Annotated in this window: 18 protein-coding genes; 14 read left to right on the top strand and 4 right to left on the bottom strand. The window is 60.9% G+C overall.

The genetic code is table 11. The features are described from left to right. Positions 1 to 14: 14 nt before the first annotated feature. From cobA to OIS50_RS20555, 6 genes are all read left to right on the top strand, one after another. A complete protein-coding gene (gene cobA / locus OIS50_RS16960) occupies positions 15 to 803 on the top strand; it encodes a uroporphyrinogen-III C-methyltransferase (RefSeq protein WP_264691820.1) in 789 nt (262 codons plus the stop codon). Between the two features lie 165 nt (positions 804 to 968). Further along, positions 969 to 2777, top strand: coding sequence for an assimilatory sulfite reductase (NADPH) flavoprotein subunit (locus tag OIS50_RS16955; RefSeq protein WP_264691819.1), 1809 nt, complete (start codon positions 969 to 971; stop codon positions 2775 to 2777). 93 nt (positions 2778 to 2870) lie between these two features. Continuing rightward, a complete protein-coding gene (locus OIS50_RS16950) occupies positions 2871 to 5738 on the top strand; it encodes a TonB-dependent receptor (protein WP_264691818.1) in 2868 nt (955 codons plus the stop codon). Positions 5739 to 5919: 181 nt separating this feature from the next. Continuing rightward, positions 5920 to 6732: a DUF2490 domain-containing protein gene (locus OIS50_RS16945; RefSeq protein ID WP_264691817.1), complete on the top strand. Its 813-nt coding sequence runs from the start codon at positions 5920 to 5922 to the stop codon at positions 6730 to 6732. Between the two features lie 4 nt (positions 6733 to 6736). Then, complete coding sequence (locus OIS50_RS16940) at positions 6737 to 8440, top strand: NADPH-dependent assimilatory sulfite reductase hemoprotein subunit (RefSeq protein WP_264691816.1); 1704 nt, start codon at positions 6737 to 6739, stop codon at positions 8438 to 8440. A gap of 6 nt (positions 8441 to 8446) precedes the next feature. Next, the gene (locus OIS50_RS20555) at positions 8447 to 10009 is read left to right on the top strand and encodes a TSUP family transporter (protein WP_319805302.1); all 1563 of its coding nucleotides are present in this window, start codon (positions 8447 to 8449) and stop codon (positions 10007 to 10009) included. Positions 10010 to 10081: 72 nt separating this feature from the next. On the opposite strand, the gene OIS50_RS16925 is transcribed toward OIS50_RS20555, so the two are convergent. Beyond that, positions 10082 to 10621 carry a PRC-barrel domain-containing protein gene (locus OIS50_RS16925; protein WP_264691815.1) on the bottom strand — a complete coding sequence of 180 codons (540 nt, stop codon included), beginning with the start codon at positions 10619 to 10621 and terminating at the stop codon, positions 10082 to 10084. Between the two features lie 44 nt (positions 10622 to 10665). Further along, a complete protein-coding gene (locus OIS50_RS16920; RefSeq protein ID WP_264691814.1) occupies positions 10666 to 11352 on the bottom strand; it encodes a hypothetical protein in 687 nt (228 codons plus the stop codon). Between the two features lie 452 nt (positions 11353 to 11804). Between OIS50_RS16920 and OIS50_RS16915 the strand changes: the two genes are divergently transcribed. The 5 genes from OIS50_RS16915 to OIS50_RS16895 all read left to right on the top strand — a co-directional run bounded on the left by OIS50_RS16915 (position 11805) and on the right by OIS50_RS16895 (position 16804). Further along, positions 11805 to 12296 (top strand): helix-turn-helix transcriptional regulator, encoded by a 492-nt coding sequence (locus OIS50_RS16915; protein ID WP_264691813.1) that lies wholly within the window; start codon positions 11805 to 11807, stop codon positions 12294 to 12296. A gap of 340 nt (positions 12297 to 12636) precedes the next feature. Continuing rightward, on the top strand, positions 12637 to 12843 hold the full coding sequence (locus OIS50_RS16910; protein ID WP_264691812.1) for a class IIb bacteriocin, lactobin A/cerein 7B family: 207 nt from the start codon (positions 12637 to 12639) through the stop codon (positions 12841 to 12843). Between the two features lie 29 nt (positions 12844 to 12872). Beyond that, the gene (locus tag OIS50_RS16905) at positions 12873 to 13067 is read left to right on the top strand and encodes a class IIb bacteriocin, lactobin A/cerein 7B family (RefSeq protein WP_264691811.1); all 195 of its coding nucleotides are present in this window, start codon (positions 12873 to 12875) and stop codon (positions 13065 to 13067) included. A gap of 352 nt (positions 13068 to 13419) precedes the next feature. After that, positions 13420 to 14538 carry an HlyD family secretion protein gene (locus OIS50_RS16900; protein WP_264691810.1) on the top strand — a complete coding sequence of 373 codons (1119 nt, stop codon included), beginning with the start codon at positions 13420 to 13422 and terminating at the stop codon, positions 14536 to 14538. An 82-nt stretch (positions 14539 to 14620) separates the two neighbouring features. Further along, positions 14621 to 16804 carry a peptidase domain-containing ABC transporter gene (locus OIS50_RS16895; RefSeq protein WP_264691809.1) on the top strand — a complete coding sequence of 728 codons (2184 nt, stop codon included), beginning with the start codon at positions 14621 to 14623 and terminating at the stop codon, positions 16802 to 16804. A gap of 94 nt (positions 16805 to 16898) precedes the next feature. Here the strand turns inward: OIS50_RS16895 and OIS50_RS16890 are convergent, their stop codons facing one another. Then, the gene (locus tag OIS50_RS16890; RefSeq protein WP_264691808.1) at positions 16899 to 18062 is read right to left on the bottom strand and encodes a cysteine desulfurase family protein; all 1164 of its coding nucleotides are present in this window, start codon (positions 18060 to 18062) and stop codon (positions 16899 to 16901) included. 144 nt (positions 18063 to 18206) lie between these two features. Further along, positions 18207 to 19601 carry a phosphoglucosamine mutase gene (glmM, locus tag OIS50_RS16885; RefSeq protein WP_264691807.1) on the bottom strand — a complete coding sequence of 465 codons (1395 nt, stop codon included), beginning with the start codon at positions 19599 to 19601 and terminating at the stop codon, positions 18207 to 18209. A 108-nt stretch (positions 19602 to 19709) separates the two neighbouring features. Here glmM and mazG point away from each other — a divergent pair, with 108 nt between their 5' ends. The 3 genes from mazG to OIS50_RS16870 all read left to right on the top strand — a co-directional run bounded on the left by mazG (position 19710) and on the right by OIS50_RS16870 (position 22377). Then, positions 19710 to 20543, top strand: coding sequence for a nucleoside triphosphate pyrophosphohydrolase (gene mazG, locus OIS50_RS16880; protein WP_264691806.1), 834 nt, complete (start codon positions 19710 to 19712; stop codon positions 20541 to 20543). A gap of 287 nt (positions 20544 to 20830) precedes the next feature. After that, positions 20831 to 21697: a MotA/TolQ/ExbB proton channel family protein gene (locus tag OIS50_RS16875; protein ID WP_413617045.1), complete on the top strand. Its 867-nt coding sequence runs from the start codon at positions 20831 to 20833 to the stop codon at positions 21695 to 21697. 56 nt (positions 21698 to 21753) lie between these two features. Next, a complete protein-coding gene (locus tag OIS50_RS16870) occupies positions 21754 to 22377 on the top strand; it encodes an ExbD/TolR family protein (RefSeq protein WP_264691804.1) in 624 nt (207 codons plus the stop codon). Positions 22378 to 22379 lie beyond the last annotated feature (2 nt).

The raw sequence follows: 22379 nt of genomic DNA, 5'->3' as shown, positions 1-22379 counted from the left end.
AGGCCCCTCTCACCATGCCCGCTTTCGTTGTTCCACGCCTGACCGTGGTAGGTGCCGGTCCCGGCGACCCAGAGCTGATTACGCTCAAGGGTGCCCGGGTTTTGGCTGAGGCCGATGTCGTGCTCTACGATGCCCTCAGCAATGCCAAGCTGCTCTCCCACGCCCGCCCCGATGCCAAGAAGGTGTACGTGGGCAAGCGCAAAGGCCTGCGCGGCTACCTGCAGCAGGAGATAAACGACCTGATTGTGCTCTACGCCCGGGTGCACGGCCACGTGGTGCGGCTAAAGGGCGGCGACCCGTTCGTGTTTGGCCGCGGCCGCGAGGAAATGCTGTATGCCCAGCGCCACGGTCTGCAGACCGATTACGTGCCGGGCATCAGCAGCGCGGTAGCGGCGGCGGGTAGCGTAGGCATTCCGGTAACGCATCGGGGGCTGAGCGAGTCGTTTCGGGTGATTACGGCCACGACGGCCAGGGGCGAGTTGTCGGAGGAAATCTACGAGGCGGCGCGGGCGCCGCGCACCACGGCCGTCATCCTGATGGGCCTGGGTCAGGTGCAAGCCATTGCCGATGTGTTCTGCCGCTTCGGCGGGGCGCACCGTCCGGCTGCGGTCATCCAAGACGGCACGCTGCCCACGGCCCGCATGATTAGCACCACGGTGGCGGAGCTGCCGGCCCGCGTGGCGGCGGCTGGCATTGGCGCGCCGGCCGTCATCGTCATCGGCAACGTGGTAAATCTGGCTTCGGTGCCGCAAGCGGCCGACTTGGTGCCCGAACTGGCCCCGCTTTACGCGGCCGTGGCCTGATCCGACCACGTGGCGCGGAGTGGTACTCCGCGTGGCGCCGCCGGCGCCAAGTAACGTAGGCTGCCGGCCGCGGCCATTGCCGAATGGCGGCTGTGGGCCGCCCGCGGAGTGCCACTCCGCGCCACATCCCCTGATTTATTCATCACCGCCTCAACCCCACTGGCTATGCCAACGCCCAGCACCGATCCGCGTTTGCCCATCGGCTTCGATGATACTACGCTTCAGCAACTTGCCGGCAACCTCACGGAGCGGCAGCTGCTGTGGCTGAGCGGCTACTTCTACGGCCGCTACGCCGCAGCCAACGGTGGCTCGCAGCTTGCTCCGGCACCCGCTACCGCTCCGGCCGAAGCCGCGCCCGAAGCGGGGCCGCGCATCACGGTGCTCTTCGGCTCGCAGACCGGCAACAGCAAGAAGGTAGCGTTGCAAGCCGTAGAAGCCGCCAAGCAGCGCGGCCTCAATGCCACCGCCCGCGACATGAACGACTACCAGCCGCGCGAGCTGAAAGGCGAGCAGGTGGTGCTGGTAGTGGTGAGCACCCAAGGCGAAGGCGAGCCGCCCGTTGCCGCCGAGGAGTTGCACCAGTTTTTGGCCAGCGCCCGCGCCGCCAAGCTGCCCGAGCTGCGCTACGCTGTGCTGGCCCTAGGCGACCGAAGCTACCTGCAGTTTTGCCAAACGGGCAAGGAGTTCGACGATCGGCTGGCTGCCCTAGGTGCCCAGCGCATTGTGCCGCGGGTAGACTGCGACGTGGAGTACCACGCCGAGGCCGAGCAGTGGATTGCCAGCGTGCTACCTGCCCTAGGTGGCGCCACGGCTCCGGCCGCTGCCAGCGTGAAGGCCGAAGCGCCGGCTGCGGCCGCGGTGGAGTACTCGCGGCAGAACCCGCTCACGGCTTCGGTGCTGGAGAAGATTCAGCTAAACGGCCGCGGCTCGGCGAAGGAGACCTACCACCTGGAGCTGTCGTTGGCCGACTCAGGCCTGCAGTACGCGCCCGGCGATGCGCTATCGGTAGTGCCCACGAACTCGGCGGCGCTGGTGGAGGAAGTGTTGCGCGCTACCCAGCTCGAAGCCGATGCGCCGGTGCAGCTGAAAGGCGAAACGCTGCCGTTGGCCACAGCCCTTACCGAACGGCTGGAGCTGGCTACCCTCTCGCGCGATGTGCTGGAGCGCTACGCCCAGCATCAGCCCCAAGCGGCCTTGCACGAGCTGACTACCGCCACCGACCGCCTGCAAACCTACCTCTACGGCCGCGACGCCGCGGATTTGCTGGTCGACTACCCGGTGGAGCTATCGGCCCAGCAGTTGGTAGACACGCTGCGCCCGCTGCCGGCCCGCGCCTACTCCATTTCTTCCAGCCTGCTGGCCCACCCCGACGAGGTGCACCTCACGGTGGGCGCCGTGCGCTACGAGGCCCACGGCCGCCAAAAGCAAGGCGCCTGCTCCTGCTACCTGGCCGACCGCATCAGCATCGGCGACGACGTGCGGGTGTTTGTGGAGCGCAACGAGTACTTCAAACTGCCCCAAAACCCAAGCACCGATATCATCATGGTAGGCGCGGGCACGGGCGTGGCGCCGTTCCGGGCTTTCGTGGAGGAGCGCGCCGAGCTAGGGGCCGACGGCCGCAATTGGCTGGTGTTCGGCAACCCGCATTTCACTACCGATTTCCTGTACCAAACGGAGTGGCAGCAGCACCTCAAGCGCGGTACCCTGTCCAAGCTCAACGTCGCGTTTTCGCGCGACCAAAAAGAAAAGATCTACGTGCACAACCGACTCCTGGAATACGCCCGCGACGTCTACGACTGGCTTGAAAACGGTGCCCACTTCTACGTGTGCGGCGATAAGCAGCGCCTGGCCGCTACCGTGCACAAAGCGCTGGTGAGCGTGGTGCAAATGGAGGGCGGCGCTACCCTCGAAGAAGCCGAGGCTTACGTGCGCAACCTCAAAAAGCAGCGCCGCTACCTCGAGGACGTGTACTAACCCACCCTTCACGCTTTTGCCCTAGGTGCCGTCGGCCAACCGCGCCGCTGGCATCTAGGGCCTACCTCTCTCCGCAGCCAAAATCCACACCCTATGAAGAAGACTTACGCGTCATCCTGGTTACCCGTGGCCGTACTGCTGGCTACCGCCACCACGGCCACGGCGCAGGACGAAATTATTGCCATCAAAGGCTCGGTGCTCGAAACCAGCATGCAGCAGCCGCTGCCGGGCGTGAGTGTCAGCATCAAAGGCGGCACCACGGGCACGCTTACCGATGCCAACGGGCAGTTTGCGCTCAAGGCCAAGCTGAAGTTTCCGTTCACCCTCGTATTCAACATGCTGGGCTACGAGGCCAAGGAGGTTGAAATTGTGAATGCGGCCACGCCTATTTCGATTGGACTGGAGTCGAAGGCGCTGCTCACCAATGAAGTGGTGGTATCGGCCTCGCGGGTGGAGGAAAGCCGGCTGAAGTCGCCGGTAGCTATTGAGAAGCTCGACATCCGGGCCATCAAGGAAACGCCAGCGCCGAGCTTCTACGACGCCCTGGAGAACGTGAAGGGCGTGCAGATGACCACTTCGAGCCTCACGTTCAAGGTGCCGAACACGCGCGGCTTCAACATCCCGAACAACTTCCGCTTTATGCAGCTGGTGGACGGGGTAGATATGCAGGCCGCCACCCTGGGCGTGCCCCTAGGTAACGCCATCGGCCCGACGGAGCTGGACGTGGCCTCGGTGGAAATTACGCCCGGCGCGGCCTCGGCGCTGTACGGCATGAATGCCATCAACGGCATGGCCAACCTCACCACCAAAAGTCCCTTCACCTACCAGGGCCTGAGCGTGTACCAGAAGTTGGGCGTGAACCACGTGGACGGCCGCGACTACTCCCCTAGCCTGCTCACCGAATCGGCGGTGCGCTGGGCGCAGGTGCTCGGCCCCAACCAACGCTGGGCCTACAAGGTGAACGGCTCCTACATGCAGGGCACCGACTGGCTGTCGGATACTCAAATCGACCAGAATCCGCAAAATCTGAATTCGGCCAACCCGCGCTTTCCGGAGCTTTCGGGCCCGAACAACCCCGCCGCCGACCTCTGGAACCGCTACGGCGACGACCGCAGCGGCAACGTATCGGTGCCGATTACGCTGAACGGCCGCACCGAAACATTCAACGTGCGCCGCACCGGCTACTACGAGCGCGACCTCATCAACCCCACGGTGCGCAACCTGAAGGTAGACGGCAGCCTGCACTACAAGCTCACCGACAAGCTAGAAGCCAGCTACGGCTACCGTTTCGGGCTGATGGACGGCATTTTTCAGCGCGGCAACAAGATTCAGCTGAAGAACGTGACCGTGCAGAACCACAAGCTGGAGCTGCGCAGCCCTTCCTTCTACGCCCGGGCTTACACGCTCATTGAGAACACCGGCGACTCGTATAACCTGAACCCGCTGGCCACCAACCTCGACCTGAACAACGGCTCGAATGCGGTGTGGGGCACACGCTTCCGCAACGAGCTGCAAACCCAGGTAAACAACGGTACCGACCTGGCTACCGCCATGCAGCGCGCCCGCGCCGTAGCCGATGCCGGCCGCGCCGAGCCGGGCACTACCGCCTTCGAGCAGCTGAAAAACACCATCACGGGCATCAACAAATGGGACATTGCCGTGAACGTGCCGGGCGCCCCGGCCACCGGCGGTGCGGCCCTGTGGCAGCGCAGCCGCACCTACCACGCCGATGCGCAGTGGAACGTAGGCCAGCGCGTGCAGTGGGTAGACCTGGTGCTGGGCGGCGACGCCCGCGTGTACGAGGTAATCCCCGACGGCAACAACTTCGTCGATTTCTCGAAACCGCTGCAGGAGCGCTCCACGCCGGGCGGCAATAACCAGTACTACCGCAAGTACGGCGCCTTTGGGCAGGCCACGAAGCTGTTGTTCAATGACCGCCTGAAGCTGGTGGGCTCTTTGCGTATCGACTACAACCCCGAGTTCAGCCCCAAGCTCAACCCGCGGGCCGCGGCTGTGTATACCCTGGGTGAGCACCACAACGTGCGCGCCTCTTACCAGAATGGCTGGCGCTTCCCGGCCTTATTTGAGGCGTTTTCGTTTGTCAACAACGGCAACGTGCGCCGCGTGGGTGGCTTGCCCCGCGTGAACCAAGGACTCGGCTACCTCGAAAACTCCTACACCCTCACCTCGCTCGACAACTTTACGGCCGCCGTGAACAGCGACGTGGCCGCGGGCATGAGCCGCAACGCCGCCGCCCTAAAAAACCGCGACGTGCTGCAGGTAGCCAACCTGCCCACCATGCAGCCCGAGCACATCGATGCCGTTGAGGTAGGCTACAAAAGCGTGCTGCTCGACAACAAACTGGCCCTCGACCTCGACGCGTACTACAACGTGTACAAGGGTTTCTTAGGTCAGGTAGAGGTAGCGGTGCCAAAATCGGGCCCGGTGACGACAGATGCAGCGGTGCTGGACATGCTCACCCGCGCCAACCAAGACCGCTACCGCGTGTACACCAACGCCCGCAACCGCTACCGCAGCTACGGCTCGGCGCTGGGCCTCACCTACAACTTCTTCCAGAAGTACACGCTCTCAGCCAACGCCAACTACAACGCCATTCGGGCCAACACCGCGAAGGACATCTTCATCACGGGCTTCAACACGCCCAAGTGGGTAACCAACCTCACGTTCGGCAACCGCGAGGTGGTGCGCAATGTGGGCTTCAACGTGGTGTGGCGCTGGCAGGACTCCTTCTACTGGGAAAGCCAGCTGGCCAACGGCCAGATACCCGCTTACCACACCGTGGATGCGCAGGTGAATGCCCGCATTCCGAACCTCAAGGCTACCGTGAAGCTCGGCGGCACCAACATGCTGAACAACCGCTATATCCAATACGCCGCAGGCCCTACCATCGGGGCGCTGTACTACGTGTCGCTGACGTTCGACGCCACCGTAATCCGCTAATTACAGCTAGATCTACGACTAGCTCCCCTCCTCAGATGAGGAGGGGTTGGGGGTGGTTGACCTTGACGCCTGAACAGCCGCTAGAACTAGTTCTAGCTTTTCAACCACCCCTAGCCCCTCCTCATCTGAGGAGGGGAACTAGCCCTAAACTTAGCTCTAATACAGCCCTTCCGCACTCCGGATGAAACGACCACTACTCACCTCCCTTACGTTGCTGCTGCTCGCAGCACCTAGGCTGCAGGCCCAGAAGCAGTTTGTGCGCGAGCAGCAAACCTGGCTGGGCGTGTTCAACCAAACCCGCTTTTCGCAACGCTGGGGCTCCTGGACCGACCTGCAGTTACGCCTGCACGACCACTTCGTGCAAGCGAAGTTTCAGACGGTAGCGCGCCTAGGTCTGACGTACTACCTAACCGACGACGTGCGCCTGACCGCCGGCTACGCCTACGTGCACCACTTCCCCGACGGCGCCCGCACCGTGGGCCAGCCCGAGCACCGGCCCTGGCAGCAGGTGCAGTGGTTTACTAAGTTTCCGAAGGCGCGCCTGATGCAGTGGGTGCGGCTGGAGGAGCGCTACCGCCGCCAGCTGCAAAGCAGCTCCGAGCTTGGCCCCGACTACGATTTCAACTTCCGGACGCGCTACAACGCGGCGCTTTTTCTGCCGCTTACCCGGCGCGGCTTCGAGCCCGGCGGCCTGCAACTGCTGCTCAACAACGAGCTGATGGTGAACTTCGGCAAGCAGGTGCGCTACAACTACTTCGACCAAAACCGGGCTTTTGCCGGCGTGGTGTACCAGCTCAACAAGCACGCCCAGCTGCACGCTGGCTACATGCACCTGTTTCAGCAGCTACCCGCGGGCAGCACCTACCGCGACCAGCACACCATCCGGGTTTTTTACTTCCACAACTTCGACTTGCGCCCCCACGCGGCGCACGCCCCAGCCCCCGCGGCGCCGGCGCCCGATGCGCCATCTAGCCCGGCTCAACCACCGCAATAACCCCATGGCCGATACCCAGCAGCTTTCCGAAGTAGAGCACGTAAAGGATGCCAGCAACTACCTGCGCGGCACCCTGCGCGAGAGCGTGCAGAATCCCATTACGGGCGCGCTCTACCCCGACGACACCCACCTCATCAAGTTCCACGGCTCGTACCAGCAAACCGACCGCGACCTGGACAGTGAGCGGAAACGCCAGAAGCTAGAGCCGCTGTACTCGTTTATGATTCGGGTGCGGGTGCCGGGTGGCGTGGCTACCCCAGCGCAGTGGCTGCGCATGGATGCGCTGGCCGATACCTACGCCAACGGCACCCTGAAGCTGACTACGCGCCAGACCTTTCAGCTGCACGGCGTGCTGAAGCGCAACCTGCCCGAAACCATCCGGGGCTTCAACGAGGTGCTGCTGGACAGCATTGCCGGCTGCGGCGACGTGAACCGCAACGTGATGTGTGGCGTGAACCCGGCCGAGTCGCGGCTGCACGCGCAGGTGTACGAGGTGAGCCGGCAGATCAGCGCCCACCTTACGCCGCGCACCACCGCCTACTGGGAGCTGTGGCTGAACGGCGAGCCGCACCTGAACACCGAGCCCGCGCAGGACGAGGAGCCCATCTACGGCAAAACCTACCTGCCGCGCAAGTTCAAGATTGCCCTGGCGCTGCCGCCCTACAACGACACCGACATCTTCGCCAACGACATTGGCCTGATTGGCATTGAGGAAAATGGCGAGCTAGTGGGCTTCAACGTGGCCGTGGGCGGCGGCATGGGCATGACGTTCGGCATGCCCGACACCTACCCGCGCCTCGCCGACCTCATCGGCTTCGTGCCCACCGATAAGGTGGTGGACGTGTGCGAGAAGGTAGTCACCATTCAGCGCGACTGGGGCAACCGCCAGAACCGCAAGTTCTCGCGCCTGAAATACACCATCGACAAGGCAGGCCTGGAGGCTTTCCGGGCCGAGCTGCACCAGCGCCTGGGTTACGAGCTGGCCGAGGCCCGCCCTTACCGCTTCGAAACTTCTAGCGACGCGTTCGGCTGGGCCCAAAGTGCCGATGGCCGCTACCACCTCACGCTGTTTGTGGAAGGCGGCCGGGTGAAGAACACCGAGGCTGTGCAGCTGAAAACGGCCATGCGCGAAATAGCCGCGTTCCACACCGGCGAGTTTCGGCTGACCGGCAACCAGAACGTGGTTATTGCCAACATTGCGCCCGAGCACCGCGCTCCGGTAGAGGCTGTGCTGGCGCAGTACGGCGTGCTGGGCCAAACCCAACAACGAACTGCTTTGCGCCTGGGTGCGTTGGCATGCGTGGCACTTAACACATGCTCGCTAGCATTTGCCGAAGCTGAGCGCTATATTCCGCAGCTCCTCGACCGACTAGACGCTGTTATTCAGGCCAATGGCCTGGCCAACGCAGGTATTCTCATCCGCATGACGGGCTGCCCCAACGGCTGCGCCCGCCCCTACCTAGGCGAAATAGGCTTGGTTGGCAAAGCCGTGGGGCGCTACAATTTGTACCTCGGGGCAAGCCACTCGGGCGAGCGACTCAACAAGCTGTATAAAGAAATGCTGGACGAAAACGGCATCGTGCAGGAGCTTACGCCGCTGCTCGAAGCTTACGCCCAGCACCGCCTGCCCTCCGAACGCTTCGGCGACTTTGTAATCCGCCAGGGCTACGTAGCCGCCACTACCCACGGCCAAAACTTCCACGCCTGAGCTCGTATGAACTCATCCGCTCTTTCCGCCAGCCTGCACCTCGCCGATTCCGGCCCGCCTGCCGAAGCCGCGCCCTCAACCACCAACAACCTGTTTCCGGTATTCCTGAAGCTGGAGCAGCTGCGCGTGCTGCTGGTGGGCGGCGGCGCCGTGGGCCTCGAAAAGCTGACGGCCATGCTGCGCAACAGCCCGGCCACGGCCGTTACGGTGGTGGGCGAAACCCTGCTGCCCGAAATCCGCCATTTGGCCGCCCAGCACCCCAAGGTGCAGCTGCACGAGCGCGCCTACCAGCTCACCGACCTTATCGGCCACGACTTGGTGCTCATCGCTACCAACGACCGCGCCCTCAACAGCCAGATCAAACAAGAAGCCGCCGGCCACGGCCTGCTCGCCAATGTGGCCGACACGCCCGAGGAGTGCGATTTTTACCTAGGGAGCATCGTGCAGAAGGGCGACCTGAAAATTGCCATCAGCACCAACGGCAAGTCGCCCACGGTAGCCAAGCGCCTGCGCGAGGTGCTCACCGAGGTACTGCCCGACGAGCTGCACGACGTGCTGCAGCGCATGGGCCTGATCCGCAGCCGCCTCGCGGGCGACTTTGCCGAGAAGGTGAAGTCCTTGAACGCGGTAACGGCCGAGCTGACCGGTGACCCAGCGTACGAAACGCCTGCTGCCCGGCGTTGGCGGCACATCGCCACGGCTTCGCTGGTGGCGTTTGGGCTGCTGCTTACGGTCAATATTCTGTCGTTGTACTACACCTGGCCGCAGGTTTGGGGCGTGGTCAGCAGCGCCGAAACGTTTTACACCTTCGTGGCCATTGGCTTTGCGGCGCAATTGGTCGATGGCCTCCTGGGCATGGGCTACGGCGTGGTTACGGCTATCAGCCTGATGTCGATCGGCCTGAACCCGGCGGCCGTGAGTGCCAGCATTCACACGGCCGAAATGTTTGCCAGCGGGGCCTCGGGCTACCACCATTACCGTTTTGGCAATGTCAACCGACGTCTGTTTAAGGCGCTGCTCATTCCGGGTATTATCGGTGCCGTAAGCGGCGCTTTGCTGCTTTCGTACTTCGGCGAGCAGTACGGCCCCTGGGTTAAGCCCTTGCTGGCTACCTACCTGCTGCTGTTGGGTTTGCGCATCATCAGCCGCGCCTTCCGCAAGCCCGATGGCAAAAAGAAACGCGTGCGGCACGTGGGCTGGCTGGCCGGCGCCGGCGGTTTCCTCGATTCGTTTGGCGGCGGCGGCTGGGGCCCGTTGGTAACCAGCACGCTCATCGCGCAGGGCCGCACGCCGCAGTACGTTATCGGCTCGGTCAGCATCACCGAGTTCTTCGTCACGTTCGCCAGCGCGGTTACGTTTTTCGCTACCATTGGCATTTCGCACTGGCAAGTGGTGCTGGGGCTGGTTGTGGGCGGCGTGGCCGCCTCGCCGTTTGCCGCCCGCCTGGCAGGCCGGGTTTCAACCCGCTTTATGTTCCTGGGCGTGGGGCTGATGGTTATCGTCTGGAGCTTGTGGGCGCTGCGCAAAGTGCTGCCCGAGCTTTGGCTGATGATTACGGCCTCGTTCTAAAGCCCCGCGCCCCGGCCCGTGCCACCTGGTGGCACGGGCCGGGGCGCGGGGCTTTAGAACCCGACCTAGGGCTTACACGATGGGACCCGGGCCCGGGTCGGCCTCGCGGCGCCTAAACGAGCTCGACAGCTCGGCCGGGCGCCGCTGGCGGTAAAAATAATCCTCGCTGTAGGTGGGCTGGTCGTAAAAGGGCGAGGCCGTGTCGCGGGTGGGCACGGGCAGCTGCAAGGCCCGCAGCATGGCTTCCTCGTAGTCGCGGCTGATGCTGATTTCGACGTAGGGCGGGTAGTTAAGCACCGATTCGGCGGTAAGCGCGGGCACAAACACGTTGTCGCCGTCGTCGTCGAGGGCAGCCGCGCCAATCGGCAGCAGTATGTGGCGCTCGTGCTTGTTGATGTTCAGGGCAGCATCCAGCTCGATGTCGAGGTAGCGCACTTTCATGGCGTCGGGCTCCACAATCAGCTCGTACACGTCGCCAAACTTTTTGCCGTCGGCGCCGCGTACGGCCCAGCCCCGCACATCGGGGCTACCGTCGGCCACTTCAAAATCGCGCAAATCGCGCAGGCGCACCAGGTGCATGCCATCGGCGCTGGGTATGGGCGAGGTTTCCATAATCTATCAAAGGAGGAGAAGGTGTTTGGGTGAATTAGGAGGCCCTAGGTCTGGGCGGGTTTTTCCAGCACCCGCAGCACATTGGCGGCCTGCTGAAAAAAAGCCTGGGTGGCCTGCTGCTCGGCCGGCGTGGCCGTGCGGCCGCTTAGCTGGTTGGCCTGCTCCACCAGGGCGTTGGCCTCGCGCTCCACGGTGGTGTAGCCCCGCCGCTGCATTTCCTGCATCAGCTCGGCGGCGGCCACAAAGCCCGGCCGCAACGAGCCGCCGCTGCTCAGGCGGCTGGTGGCGCTGGTCAGGTCGTTGCGCTTTTCGGCCACGGCCGGGTCGCGCAGGTCGTTGCGGTCGGCCATGCTCACCAACACGCCGCTGAGCAGCGCGAGGCCCCGCCGGGCGTACTCGCTTGAGGCAGGGTCATCAGCCACGAAAGCGTAAAAGTCAGCCGCCTCGGCGGTACCATCTGCTTCAGGCTCGGCTTCGGATTCACTGGCCAAAGCCCCCACCGACGGGTCGCCGGTAGGAGCCGCAGCACTGGCCGCGGCCGAATCGTGAGTGGGCGCCCCGGGCGTTACGGTGCTTTCGGGTGCCGGGGCCGTGGGCGGGGCAGGTTGCTCGGGGCCGGGGTCGCGGCTTACGAGGTACCAGATACCCAGGCCCACCAGCAGCAAGACCAGCAGGACGAGTAGCCACGGGCTAGCGGCTTTCTTTTTGCGTTGGATATTGATTTCAGCCATTGGTGCTGCGGTTGTAAGAGTGTCTGTGGGCTAGCCATACGTTTGGCGCCGGAAAATAGGTACTTCGCTATGCTCCCTCGAAGGCCGCAGGCATCCGGCCCAATGGCTTTACGGCTGCTGCCCTGGCAGGGTGCCACCGATGCTCTGGCCATGCACCAAGTGCTGGGTTACTGCAATGGGCTTGCAGCTCAGCATGTTCCTGCATTTTCGGTCTTTCAAATGGCGGTTCGCCTGCAACAGGTTTTTGTTCAAGTTCAGGGGCACCGATGTTGCGCTATTAATAGAAAACATTGACTAAAGCCAGTAGCCCGGCTTACTGCCCGAGAGTATTCCTTGGCAATTATAGCGGCCAGCATATTTGATCGAACCGATAAAAGTTTGTCTAATTTGCCGACACAACGCCGCCCTACACCACACCTATTGCATATGCGCTTTCACCACACATATGCTCCATGTCCGCCGCTTTTCAGCCACCCTCGCCCGAAACAGCCAGCCTACACCGCCTCCTCGAAGCTTGCCACGCGCTTAGCCAGCACACCGACCAGCACCTGCTTGGCCTGCTAAGCAAACACGCCTCCGCCGACACCCAAACCGCCCTCCGCGAACAGTTGCCCACGCTGCGCCACCTCGTGCGCAGTGGCGCGCACCTGCGCGAGCAGTTGCAGCAAGGCCAACAAGCTTGGGCCCAAGCCCCCAGCAAACCCCAACCCGGGGCCGAACTACCCACGCAGCCCGAGCCCCTGAGCGCGCGTGAGGGCGAAGTATTGCGCTTGTTAGCCAAAGGCTATACCCAACAACAAATTGCCGATGCGCTTTTTATTAGCCCCACCACGGTTAATAATCACTACGCCCGCATCAGGCAAAAGCTGGGCCTCAAAGGGCGTAATTCACTGATATCTTTTGCCGTAACGCATTTTCTTAATAACCACTCAATGGATTTGTAATTCTAGTTTATGAATGCTATTCTATAAACAAATCAAACATCTAATGAATTATCATAGCACAAAATATCACACCCACATGATGCAAGCATGAAATATAATTAGTTGCTTAGTTATTTACACATGACCCTATAATCAGTGTACATACACCAGCGTTAACATTAAATAAATTAATTTACAAAATCCCAAAATTGATACAAACCTACTATTGCTGATGGCCTAAAAAGGGATGGTTATTTGCGACAGGACAACCGCTTCGGGTCGCGACCAATGTGTTCGTTCTGCTCACCACGCCTCGCCTTTTGGGCGGGGTCTCCACAAACCCTTTTGAACTTTCATTGAGATGAACAAGACTCTCGACCTGAACAACTGCAACGTAGCCGAAATGAGCATCCAGGAGCTCGAAATGGTTGACGGCGGCCTGTTTCCGCTCGTAATCGGCGGCTATGTAATTACCGCTAAGGCTGCTGGCTGGGCTGCTGCTGGCCTTGCTGCCACGGGCATCTTCGCGGCTGGCGTGTACAGCGGCTACCAGGATGCCGCTAAATAATTCAGGTCACTTTCAAGCTGATACATCAGATGAGCCTGCAACTACTCACCGCTTCCGATTTCAGCACGGTTGAGCTGTCGGATGAAGAAATCCTGGAAACCGAAGGTGGTGTCTTTCTGGCCCCCTTCCTGGCTATTGGGGCCGCCGCTGCGGCGGGCGTAGCCATCTACGAAGCTGGCAAAGCCGCCGGTGAATTCATCTACTACGCCACGCATAAAAAGTAATAGGCTATGGCTCTCAAAGAAGCAATCTGTGAGTTCGCAGAAACGGCATTGCACGACAAACGTTTTCAACCGCTGTTGTTTCTGATAGCCGCCTATTTCATTTATCGTTTTGGCAAATCGGTAGGCGAGACTATTTATTACCTCACGCATTAATAAATAGCCGCCAACTTAAATGATTGTTGCAAGTATGCGGCGTGTAATCATGCGCAATTAATTGCCCGACGTCACACGCTAGCTTACTACTGCAACACGCTTAATTATGCTTCCGCGATGGTTTCCGTTGCGGAAGCATAATCTTTTTCAGCAATAGCGACTTAGCATGAGCAATTCGGAACACAGGTCGGATTTTGCTATGGAGTACCTGCACCAATTCAGCCGCACCAACCGGGCCATTTACTTGTGCTCGTTGGCGGCGCTGCTGGGTGCGGCAGTGGCCTTGCCACTGGTCAGCTTTAATGTATCGACGCAGGCCAGCGGCACCCTGCGCCCCTTGGCCGAGAAAACCGAGATACGCCCGTTGGTAGCTGGCACGATTACGCGCCAGTACGTGCGCGAAAACCAGGCCGTGCGCAAGGGCGATACGCTGCTGGTGCTGCAATCGGCGGCCATGCAGGCCCAACTCGACCTGAATCAGCGCCAACAAACCGAAAAGGAAGCTTTTGTAAAGGATTTGGAAGTGCTGGTGCGCGGCATGGCTGCGCCCGCCGGCGGGCTGCGCACGCAGCTCTACGGGCAGCAAGCGGCCCAATTCAGCTACCAACAGCAGCTGCTGCGCAATCAGTTAAGCAAAAGTGCCCGCGAGCTGGCCACCAGCCGCCGTTTGTATGCAGAGCGGGTAATTGCCCGCATCGAGCTCGAGGAAAAAGCTTTTGCCTACCGCAAGTTGCTCGACGAAATACGCGTGCAGGCGGCCACGCAACGCAGCCAGTGGCAAGCCGACCTGAACACGCACCGCGCCCAGCTGGCCGAGCTGCGCGGCCAACGCCAAAAGCTGCAGCAAGAGCAGCGCCTGTTTGCCCTGACGGCGCCGGTAAACGGCACCGTGCAGCAAATGGCCGGCAAATACGCGGGCAGCTACGTGCAGGCCGGCGAGCTGCTGGGCCAGATTTCGCCCGATGGAGCGCTGCTGGCCGAGTGCTACGTGTCGCCGAAGGACATAGGCTACCTGCGCGTGGGCATGCCGGTGCGCTTTCAGGTGGATGCGTTCGACTACAACCAGTGGGGCCTGGTGGAAGGCCAGGTAACCGACGTGGCCCGCGACTTTGTGCTCGTGAACGAGCAGCAGCCGGTATTTAAGGTGCGCTGCCGCCTGCAGCGCTCCTACCTGGAGCTGAAGAACGGCTACCGCGGCTCGTTGCGCAAAGGCATGACGGTACGCGGGCGCTTTTTGCTGGCCCGCCGCACGCTGTGGCAGTTGCTCTTCGACAAAGCCGACAACTGGTTTAACCCCACCCAAAACGGCGCGGCCTAGGTACTGCACCTGCCGTTGTCCATCCATCACCTAGTAATTAAGCTTCCGGAGGGTTGCTGCAGGCGGCTTCCGGCTTCTCTTTATGCGGAAGGCTGTTAAAATTCGGCAGCGCGACATTACGGATTGCGGGGCGGCTTGCCTGGCCTCCGTGGCCGCGCACTACAAGCTGCTGCTGCCGGTAGCGCGAATCCGGCAATACGCCACCACCGACCAGCGCGGCACCAACCTGGTGGGCATGATTAAGGCCGCCAACCACCTAGGGTTTCAGGCCAAAGGCGTGAAGGGCACCCTCGAAAGCCTCAGCAAAATACCGCTGCCGGCCGTGGCGCACGTGGTGCTGGCCAACCAGCTGCACCACTACGTGGTGGTGTACCGCGTTACGAAAAAGCACGTGCAGTACATGGACCCCGCCGACGGGCAGCTGCACCGCGTGGCACTGGCCCAGTTTAAGGAGCAGTGGACGGGCGTGCTGCTGCTGCTGGCGCCCGATACCTCCTTTCAGCCCGGCGACCATAAGGTGTCCGTCCTAGGTCGGTTTTGGCAGCTGATTCGGCCGCACCGCTCCGTGATGACGCAGGCCCTGTTTGGGGCGGCCATGTACACGGTGCTGGGCCTGGCCATGTCGGTGTACGTGCAGAAAATCGTCGACCATGTGCTGGTAGATGGCAACCGCAACCTGCTGAACCTGCTGAGCGTGGGCATGTTGCTCCTGCTGCTGTTCCAGACGTTTATCGGCGGCATGAAAAGCCTGCTGGCCCTGCAAACCGGCCAGCAGATTGATGCCCGGCTGATTCTGGGGTACTACAACCACCTGCTGAAGCTGCCGCAAACCTTCTTCGATACGATGCGGGTGGGCGAAATCATTTCGCGCGTGAACGACGCGGTGAAGATCCGGGCCTTCGTGAACGATACGGCCCTAGGTCTGCTGGTGAACCTCTTTACCGTGGTGTTCTCGTTCGGGCTGATGTTCACCTACGACTGGAAGCTGGCCGTGCTGATGCTGGGCATATTGCCGCTGTACGGCGCGATTTATTGGCTGCAAAACCGCCTGAACCGCCGCTACCAGCGCCGGCTGATGGAGCAAAGCGCCGAGCTGGAGTCGCAGCTCGTGGAGTCGATTACGGCCATGGGCACTATCAAGCGCTTCGGTATGGAAAGCTTTGCCGGCGAGCGAACCGAGAACCGCTTTATTGCCTTGCTGCGCACGGTGTATTTTTCGGGCAAGCACGGCATTGCGGGCGGCGCGGCCGCCGAGTTCGTGTCGCAGCTGTTCCGCATCGGGCTGCTGTGGGTGGGCTCGTACTACGTGCTCGACCACGAGCTGACGCCCGGTGAGCTGCTGTCGTTTTACGCCGTAATCGGGTACTTCACGGGGCCGGCCACCAGCCTCATCGGGGCCAACCGCACCGTGCAGGATGCCCTGATTGCTGCCGACCGCCTGTTCGAAATTATCGACCTAGAGCGCGAATCGCACGAGAACAAAGCCGAGCTGACACCCGAACTCACCGGCGACATTCAGCTGCGCGACGTGGCTTTTGCCTACAACACGCGCGGCACCGTGTTCCGCAGCCTGTCGTTGCACATCCCCAAGGGCGCCATCACGGGTATCGTGGGCGAAAGCGGCTCGGGCAAAACCACGCTGCTGTCGTTGCTACAGGGTTTGTATCCGCTCAACGGCGGCAGCATTACCATCGGCGGGCTCGATATCCGACACTTGCAGCCCGAAAGCCTGCGCCGGGTGGTGAGCGTGGTGCCGCAGCAAATTGATTTGTTTAGCGGCAGCATCGTCGAGAACATTGCCGTGGGCGACACCGAGCCCGACCTGCACCGCATCATTGCCATTTGCCGGCAGTTGGGCATTCTGGAGTTCATCGAGAAGCTGCCCTACGGCTTTGGCACCATGCTGGGCGAGCGGGGCGCCGGTCTTTCGGGCGGCCAGAAGCAGCGCCTGGCTATTGCCCGCGCCTTGTACCGCAACCCCGAAATCCTGATTCTGGACGAAGCCACCTCGGCCCTCGACACTATTTCGGAGCAGTACGTGCAGCGCACGCTGCAGCAGTTCCGCGACGCGGGCAAAACCGTGCTGCTGATTGCTCACCGCCTCAGCACCGTAATGCACGCCGACAAAATTGTGGTGCTCGGCGCCGGGGAGCTGCTGGAAGAAGGCACCCACGACGAGCTGCTGAGTGCCGGCGGAGCTTATTACGCGCTTTGGCAACAGCTCATGCCGCTGCCGGTACAATCGGTACCGGCTTCGGCCCGGTAAGCCCTTGGCCAAACGAGCGGCGCCCTAGGTCTTGGTGGTGCATTATGCTCACCGGACCTAGGGCGCCGCTCTTCTTATGGGCATGCTTGCCGCGTTACGCCGGTATGCGGCGGTACATTTTGGCGAGTTGCTCTACGGCGTAATCTACCTCGTCGGCAGTGTTGTACTTGCTCATCGAGAAGCGCACGGCCCCGCGGGCCGGATCGCAGCCGAGGGCCGTGAGCACGTGCGAGCCGATGTTGGAGCCGCTGGTACAAGCCGAGCCACCCGACGCCGATACGTGGTTGATATCGAGGTTGAAGAGCAGCATCTCGTTCAGGTCGGATGGCGGCAGGCTCACGCTGAGCACCGTGTAGAGGCTCTGGTCGGCCTCGGCCGACAGGCCGTTGAACTGCACATCCTCGATTTCGGCGCGCAGCTTGGCAATAAAGCGGTCCTTCAGTGCCTGAACGTGGCGGTGGTGCGCCTCCATGTCGCGGTAGGCAATTTCCAAGGCCTTGGCCAGGCCCACTACGCCGTACACGTTTTCGGTGCCGGCGCGCTGGTTGCGCTCCTGCGAGCCGCCGTGGATGAGCGGCTGCACCTGCACCTCGGAGTTGGTGTAGAGGAAACCCGCGCCCTTCGGCCCGTGAAACTTGTGCGCCGAGCCCACCAGAAAGTGCACCCCCAGCTGGCGCACGTCGTGGCGGTAGTGGCCCATCGTCTGCACCGTATCGGTATGGAAGATGGCGCCGTGCTGCTGGCACAGCGCGCCAATGGCCTGAATGTCGTTGAGGTTGCCGATTTCGTTGTTGCCGTGCATCAGGCTCACAAACGAGCGGGTGTGCGTGCCCAGCAGCTCCTCCAGGTGCCCTAGGTCGAGGCGGCCGCGCTCGTCGAAGCGCACGTAGCTCAGCTCAATTTCGCCCGATTTCTCCAGCGCCTGCAGCGTGTGCAGCACGGCGTGGTGCTCCAGCTTGGAGGTAATGGCGTGCTTCAGCCCAAACGTGCGGATGGAGCCGAACGCCGCGCAGTTATCGGCCTCGGTGCCGCCCGAGGTAAAGCTGATTTCGGCCGGCGCGGCGTTGATCAGGTGCGCAATGGTTTTGCGGGCATTCTCCAAAGCGGCGCGCACCTTGCGCCCGTGCCCGTGAATGGAGCTGGGGTTGCCGAAATGCTCCCGCATAAAGGGCAGCATGGCATCGAGCACCTCGGGGTCGAGCGGGGTGGTAGCGGCGTTGTCGAAATAAACCGAAGGCTGGGTGTGGATCGGCGTCATGCGCTAGCGCGTTGGAGGGGGTGGAGTGCAAAAATAACGGTTTACGAATGGCCGAACGCAGCGGCTCCCGTTTCGCGCCGCCGGCCCTAGGTTGCCTAGGTGCCAAGCACGCAAAACGGGAGCCGCAGGTGGCGCTAGCCAGCCTTAGCCTTTCGCCGAGATAATCTCCTTGATGTCGCCGATGATTTTGTTGGCCAGATGGTCGGCCGTAGCGTTCGATTCCGACTCGGCGTAGATGCGGATGATTGGCTCGGTGTTCGATTTGCGCAGGTGCACCCACTCCTTGTCGAACTCGATCTTCACGCCATCGATGGTGTTGATGGGCTGCTTGGCATAGCGTTCCTGCATCTGCACCAGCACTTGGTCGGTGTTGATTTCGGGCGTCAGTTCGATCTTGTTTTTCGAGATGAAGTAGTTCGGGTACGAGGCGCGCAGGGCCGTCATGGTTTTGCCCGATTTCGCGAGGTGCGTCAGGAACAAGGCAATGCCCACCAGCGCATCGCGGCCGTAGTGCAGCTCGGGGTAAATGATGCCGCCGTTGCCTTCGCCGCCAATCACAGCGTTGGTCTGCTTCATCATGGTTACCACGTTCACCTCGCCTACCGCGGCAGCGGCGTAAGCGCCGCCGTGCTTCTCGGTTACGTCGCGCAGGGCGCGGGTGCTGCTTAGGTTGCTTACGGTGTTGCCGCCGCCCTGCTGCTGCAGCACGTAATCGGCTACGGCTACCAGGGTGTATTCCTCGCCGAACATCGAGCCGTCTTCGCTTACGAGGGCCAGGCGGTCAACGTCGGGGTCAACCACAATGCCCAGGTCGAAGTTGCCCTTCTCCATCACCCGCGAAATGTCGCGCAGGTTTTCGGGCAGCGGCTCGGGGTTGTGAGCGAAGTCGCCGGTTGGCTCGCAGAAGAGCTTCTCGATCTTTTGTACACCCAGGGCCTCCAGCAGCATCGGCACGGCAAAGCCGCCCGACGAGTTGACGGCATCAACCGCCACCCGGAAATTCTTGGCCCGAACAGCCTCTACATCCACCAAGGGCAAAGCCAGAATGGCTTCGATGTGCTTCTGCAGCGCTTCGGTATCAGTAGTTACCTGGCCTAGGTCGTTTACCTGGGCAAAGTCGAAGGCCTCCTGCTCGGCTATTTCGAGCACCAGCTTGCCGTCGGCATCCGAGATAAACTCGCCTTTGTCGTTCAGCAGCTTCAGCGCGTTCCACTGCTTGGGGTTGTGCGAGGCCGTCAGGATAATGCCACCGCCGGCTTGGCGAGCAGGCACGGCCATTTCTACGGTGGGCGTCGTCGAAAGCCCTAGGTCGATGACGTTGATGCCAAGACCCTGCAGGGTTCCGATGACCAGCTTATTAACCATGTCGCCGGAGATGCGCGCGTCGCGCCCTACTACGATGGTGCGGTTTTGGGTTTGGTTGAGCACCCACGTGCCGAAAGCGGCCGTGAATTTTACCACGTCGATGGGGGTGAGTGCCTCTCCCGCCGCGCCGCCAATGGTGCCCCGAATGCCCGAGATGGATTTGATTAGTGCCACAAGCAATGTAATTTTTTCAGCGGGCAAAAGTAACGAATACCGCCCGGCCCGCCTACAACCGCCCTAGGTCTTCGCCCGTTCGCCACGGGCCGCGTATATTTGACAATCATGGATTATAATACCCCTGCCCGCCGACCCGAGCAGCTGGCGGCTTTTGGACGTTTGCTGGATGTGCTGGACCGCTTACGCGCCGAGTGCCCCTGGGACCGGAAGCAAACCATGCAAACGCTCCGCCACCTCACCATCGAGGAAACCTACGAGCTGGCCGACGCCATTTTGCGCGACGATTTGCCGGATGTGCAGAAGGAGTTGGGCGACGTGATGCTGCACCTGATTTTCTACGCCAAGATTGCCAGCGAACAGGGCCGTTTCGACATTGCCGACGTGCTCAATGCCCAGTGCGAAAAGCTTATTCACCGCCATCCGCACATCTACGGCGAGGTGCAGGCCGATACCGAAGAGGAGGTGAAGCGCAATTGGGAGCAGCTGAAACTCAAGGAGAAAGGGAACAATTCTGTACTCGGCGGCGTACCTGTATCACTCCCGGCGCTGGTAAAAGCCATGCGCATTCAGGAGAAAGCCCGTGGTGCTGGTTTCGACTGGGAGCACAAGGAGCAAGTGTGGGCCAAAGTGCAGGAGGAGCTGGCTGAATTTGGTGCGGAGTTCCGCGACGGGGAAGTGCAGGATCAGGCCCGGGCCACCGCGGAGTTCGGCGATTTATTGTTTTCTCTCGTAAACTTCGCTCGGTTCGCTGGTATCAACCCCGAAGAAGCTCTGGAACAAACGAATCGCAAGTTCATCCACCGATTTCAATACCTTGAAACCGCAGTAGCACGCACTGGTCGTCCGCTTTCGGAGCTGACGTTGGCCGAGATGGATCGTTACTGGGAGGAAGCCAAGCACTTGCCTTCTGATGACGCTCAGTCAGCAACCGAGAAATAGCCTTTTTTTGAGTTAAACACCGGTTTAAACGCGTTAGACCCATTTTTAATTTGGCGACGCAAAGCCTTTTGTTTAGGTTTGCCAAGGATAGACCTAATACGGACGAAGGCCCCGCGCACGAGCAGACCCACGTTTTTGGCTTCTTTTTCTAAGAAGCAAATCGTGCGGGTGAGCGGGGCTCCGCTGTCTTAGGTCATTCAGTAGTTATCTACTTTCCAAGCACAGTTCAACCTTTTTCACCAACCAACTTTCCCTAATTCTCCGGAACAATGGAACAAAAGAATGCCATGAACAAGCCTGCGGCTCCGGCTCGTCCCGCTGCACCTGCGCCGAAGACAGGCGAAGCGAAAGGCGGCTCTGTATTCGCTGCCATCGTAATTCCGCTGGCACTGGCAGTGGCTATTGCAATTTATAAGTTCGTACTGGGCAACCCTGCCAACTTCCAGGGCGGCAACCCGGCCAACCACCCCCTACCCGGCAACTACCTGGGCATTGTGTACAAAGGTGGTTTCATCGTACCGGTGCTGATGTCGATGTTGATCATCGTGGTTACCTTCTCGATCGAGCGTTTCCTCACCATCAGCAAAGCCAAAGGCACTAAAGGCGTTGAAGGCTTCGTGCGTTCGATTCGTCAGAAGCTGAACGTGAACGACATCACCGGCGCCATCGCCGTTTGCGACCAGCAGAAAGGCTCGGTAGCCAACGTAGTTAAAGCTGGCCTGCTGAAGTACCAGGAGATGTCGCGCGAGCGTGGCATGGACAAAGACCAGAAGATCCTGGCTATCCAGAAGGAAATCGAAGAAACCACCGCTCTGGAGCTGCCCATGCTCGAGAAGAACCTGGTAATCATCTCGACCCTTGCTTCGGTTGCTACGCTGGTTGGTCTGCTCGGTACCGTATTCGGTATGATCAACGCATTCGCCGCTCTGGCTAACGCCGGTGCTCCGGATGCAGTAGGTCTGGCTAACGGTATTTCGGAAGCTCTTATCAACACCGCCCTGGGTATCTTGACGTCGGCCATTGCTATCGTGATGTACAACTTCTTCACGAGCAAGATCGACGAACTGACCTACAGCATCGACGAAGCTGGTTTCAGCATCATCCAAACCTTTGCTTCGCAGCACGGTGAGGAACGCGTACACGGCGCTGCGTAAACTAAACGCACAGCCTTGCACGTTACGGTTTCTGAAACCCTCTTAACTAGCTAGAAATGCCTAAAGTAAAACCACACAGAACGTCGCCGTCGCTGGACATGACCCCGATGGTGGACTTGGCCTTCTTGCTGGTAACTTTCTTCATGCTTACCGCTACGCCGTCGGAAGACGTAGCCGTGGTGGTAGACACCCCTTCGTCCACATCGGAAAAGCAGTTGCCCGAGAAGAACGTTGTTCAGCTTACCATCGATAAGGATAAGCGCGTGTTCTTTTCCATGTCGGGTCAGCCCATCAAAATCAAGACGCTGGATCAGATTGCTGGTAAGTACAACCTTACCTTCACCCCAGCCCAAAAGCAGCGTTTCGCCGCTTTGCCCGATTTTGGTGTACCCGTACAGCAACTTCCCGCTTACCTCAGCCTGAGCACGGAAGACCGCAAAGCCTACAAGCAGCCCGGCATCCCGTACGACTCGCTCAACAATCAGATGATTGAATGGGTGATGGCTGCTCGCACGGTAAGCGTAGGTCAATTCCAGCAAGCGCCCTACATCGCCATCAAAGGCGACGGCCAGGCGGATGTGCCGACGGTGAAGGATGTTATCGAATCGCTGCAGGAAAAGAAGTTGAACCGTTTCTACCTCATCACCGACCTGGAAATGCAGCCGGTGGCTAGCAAATAAGC

It is taken from the genome of Hymenobacter sp. YIM 151858-1, from assembly GCF_025979705.1.
Taxonomy (GTDB): domain Bacteria; phylum Bacteroidota; class Bacteroidia; order Cytophagales; family Hymenobacteraceae; genus Solirubrum.
The sequence above is the reverse complement of the archived record's forward strand: the minus strand, read 5'-3'. Positions and strand labels throughout refer to the sequence as shown.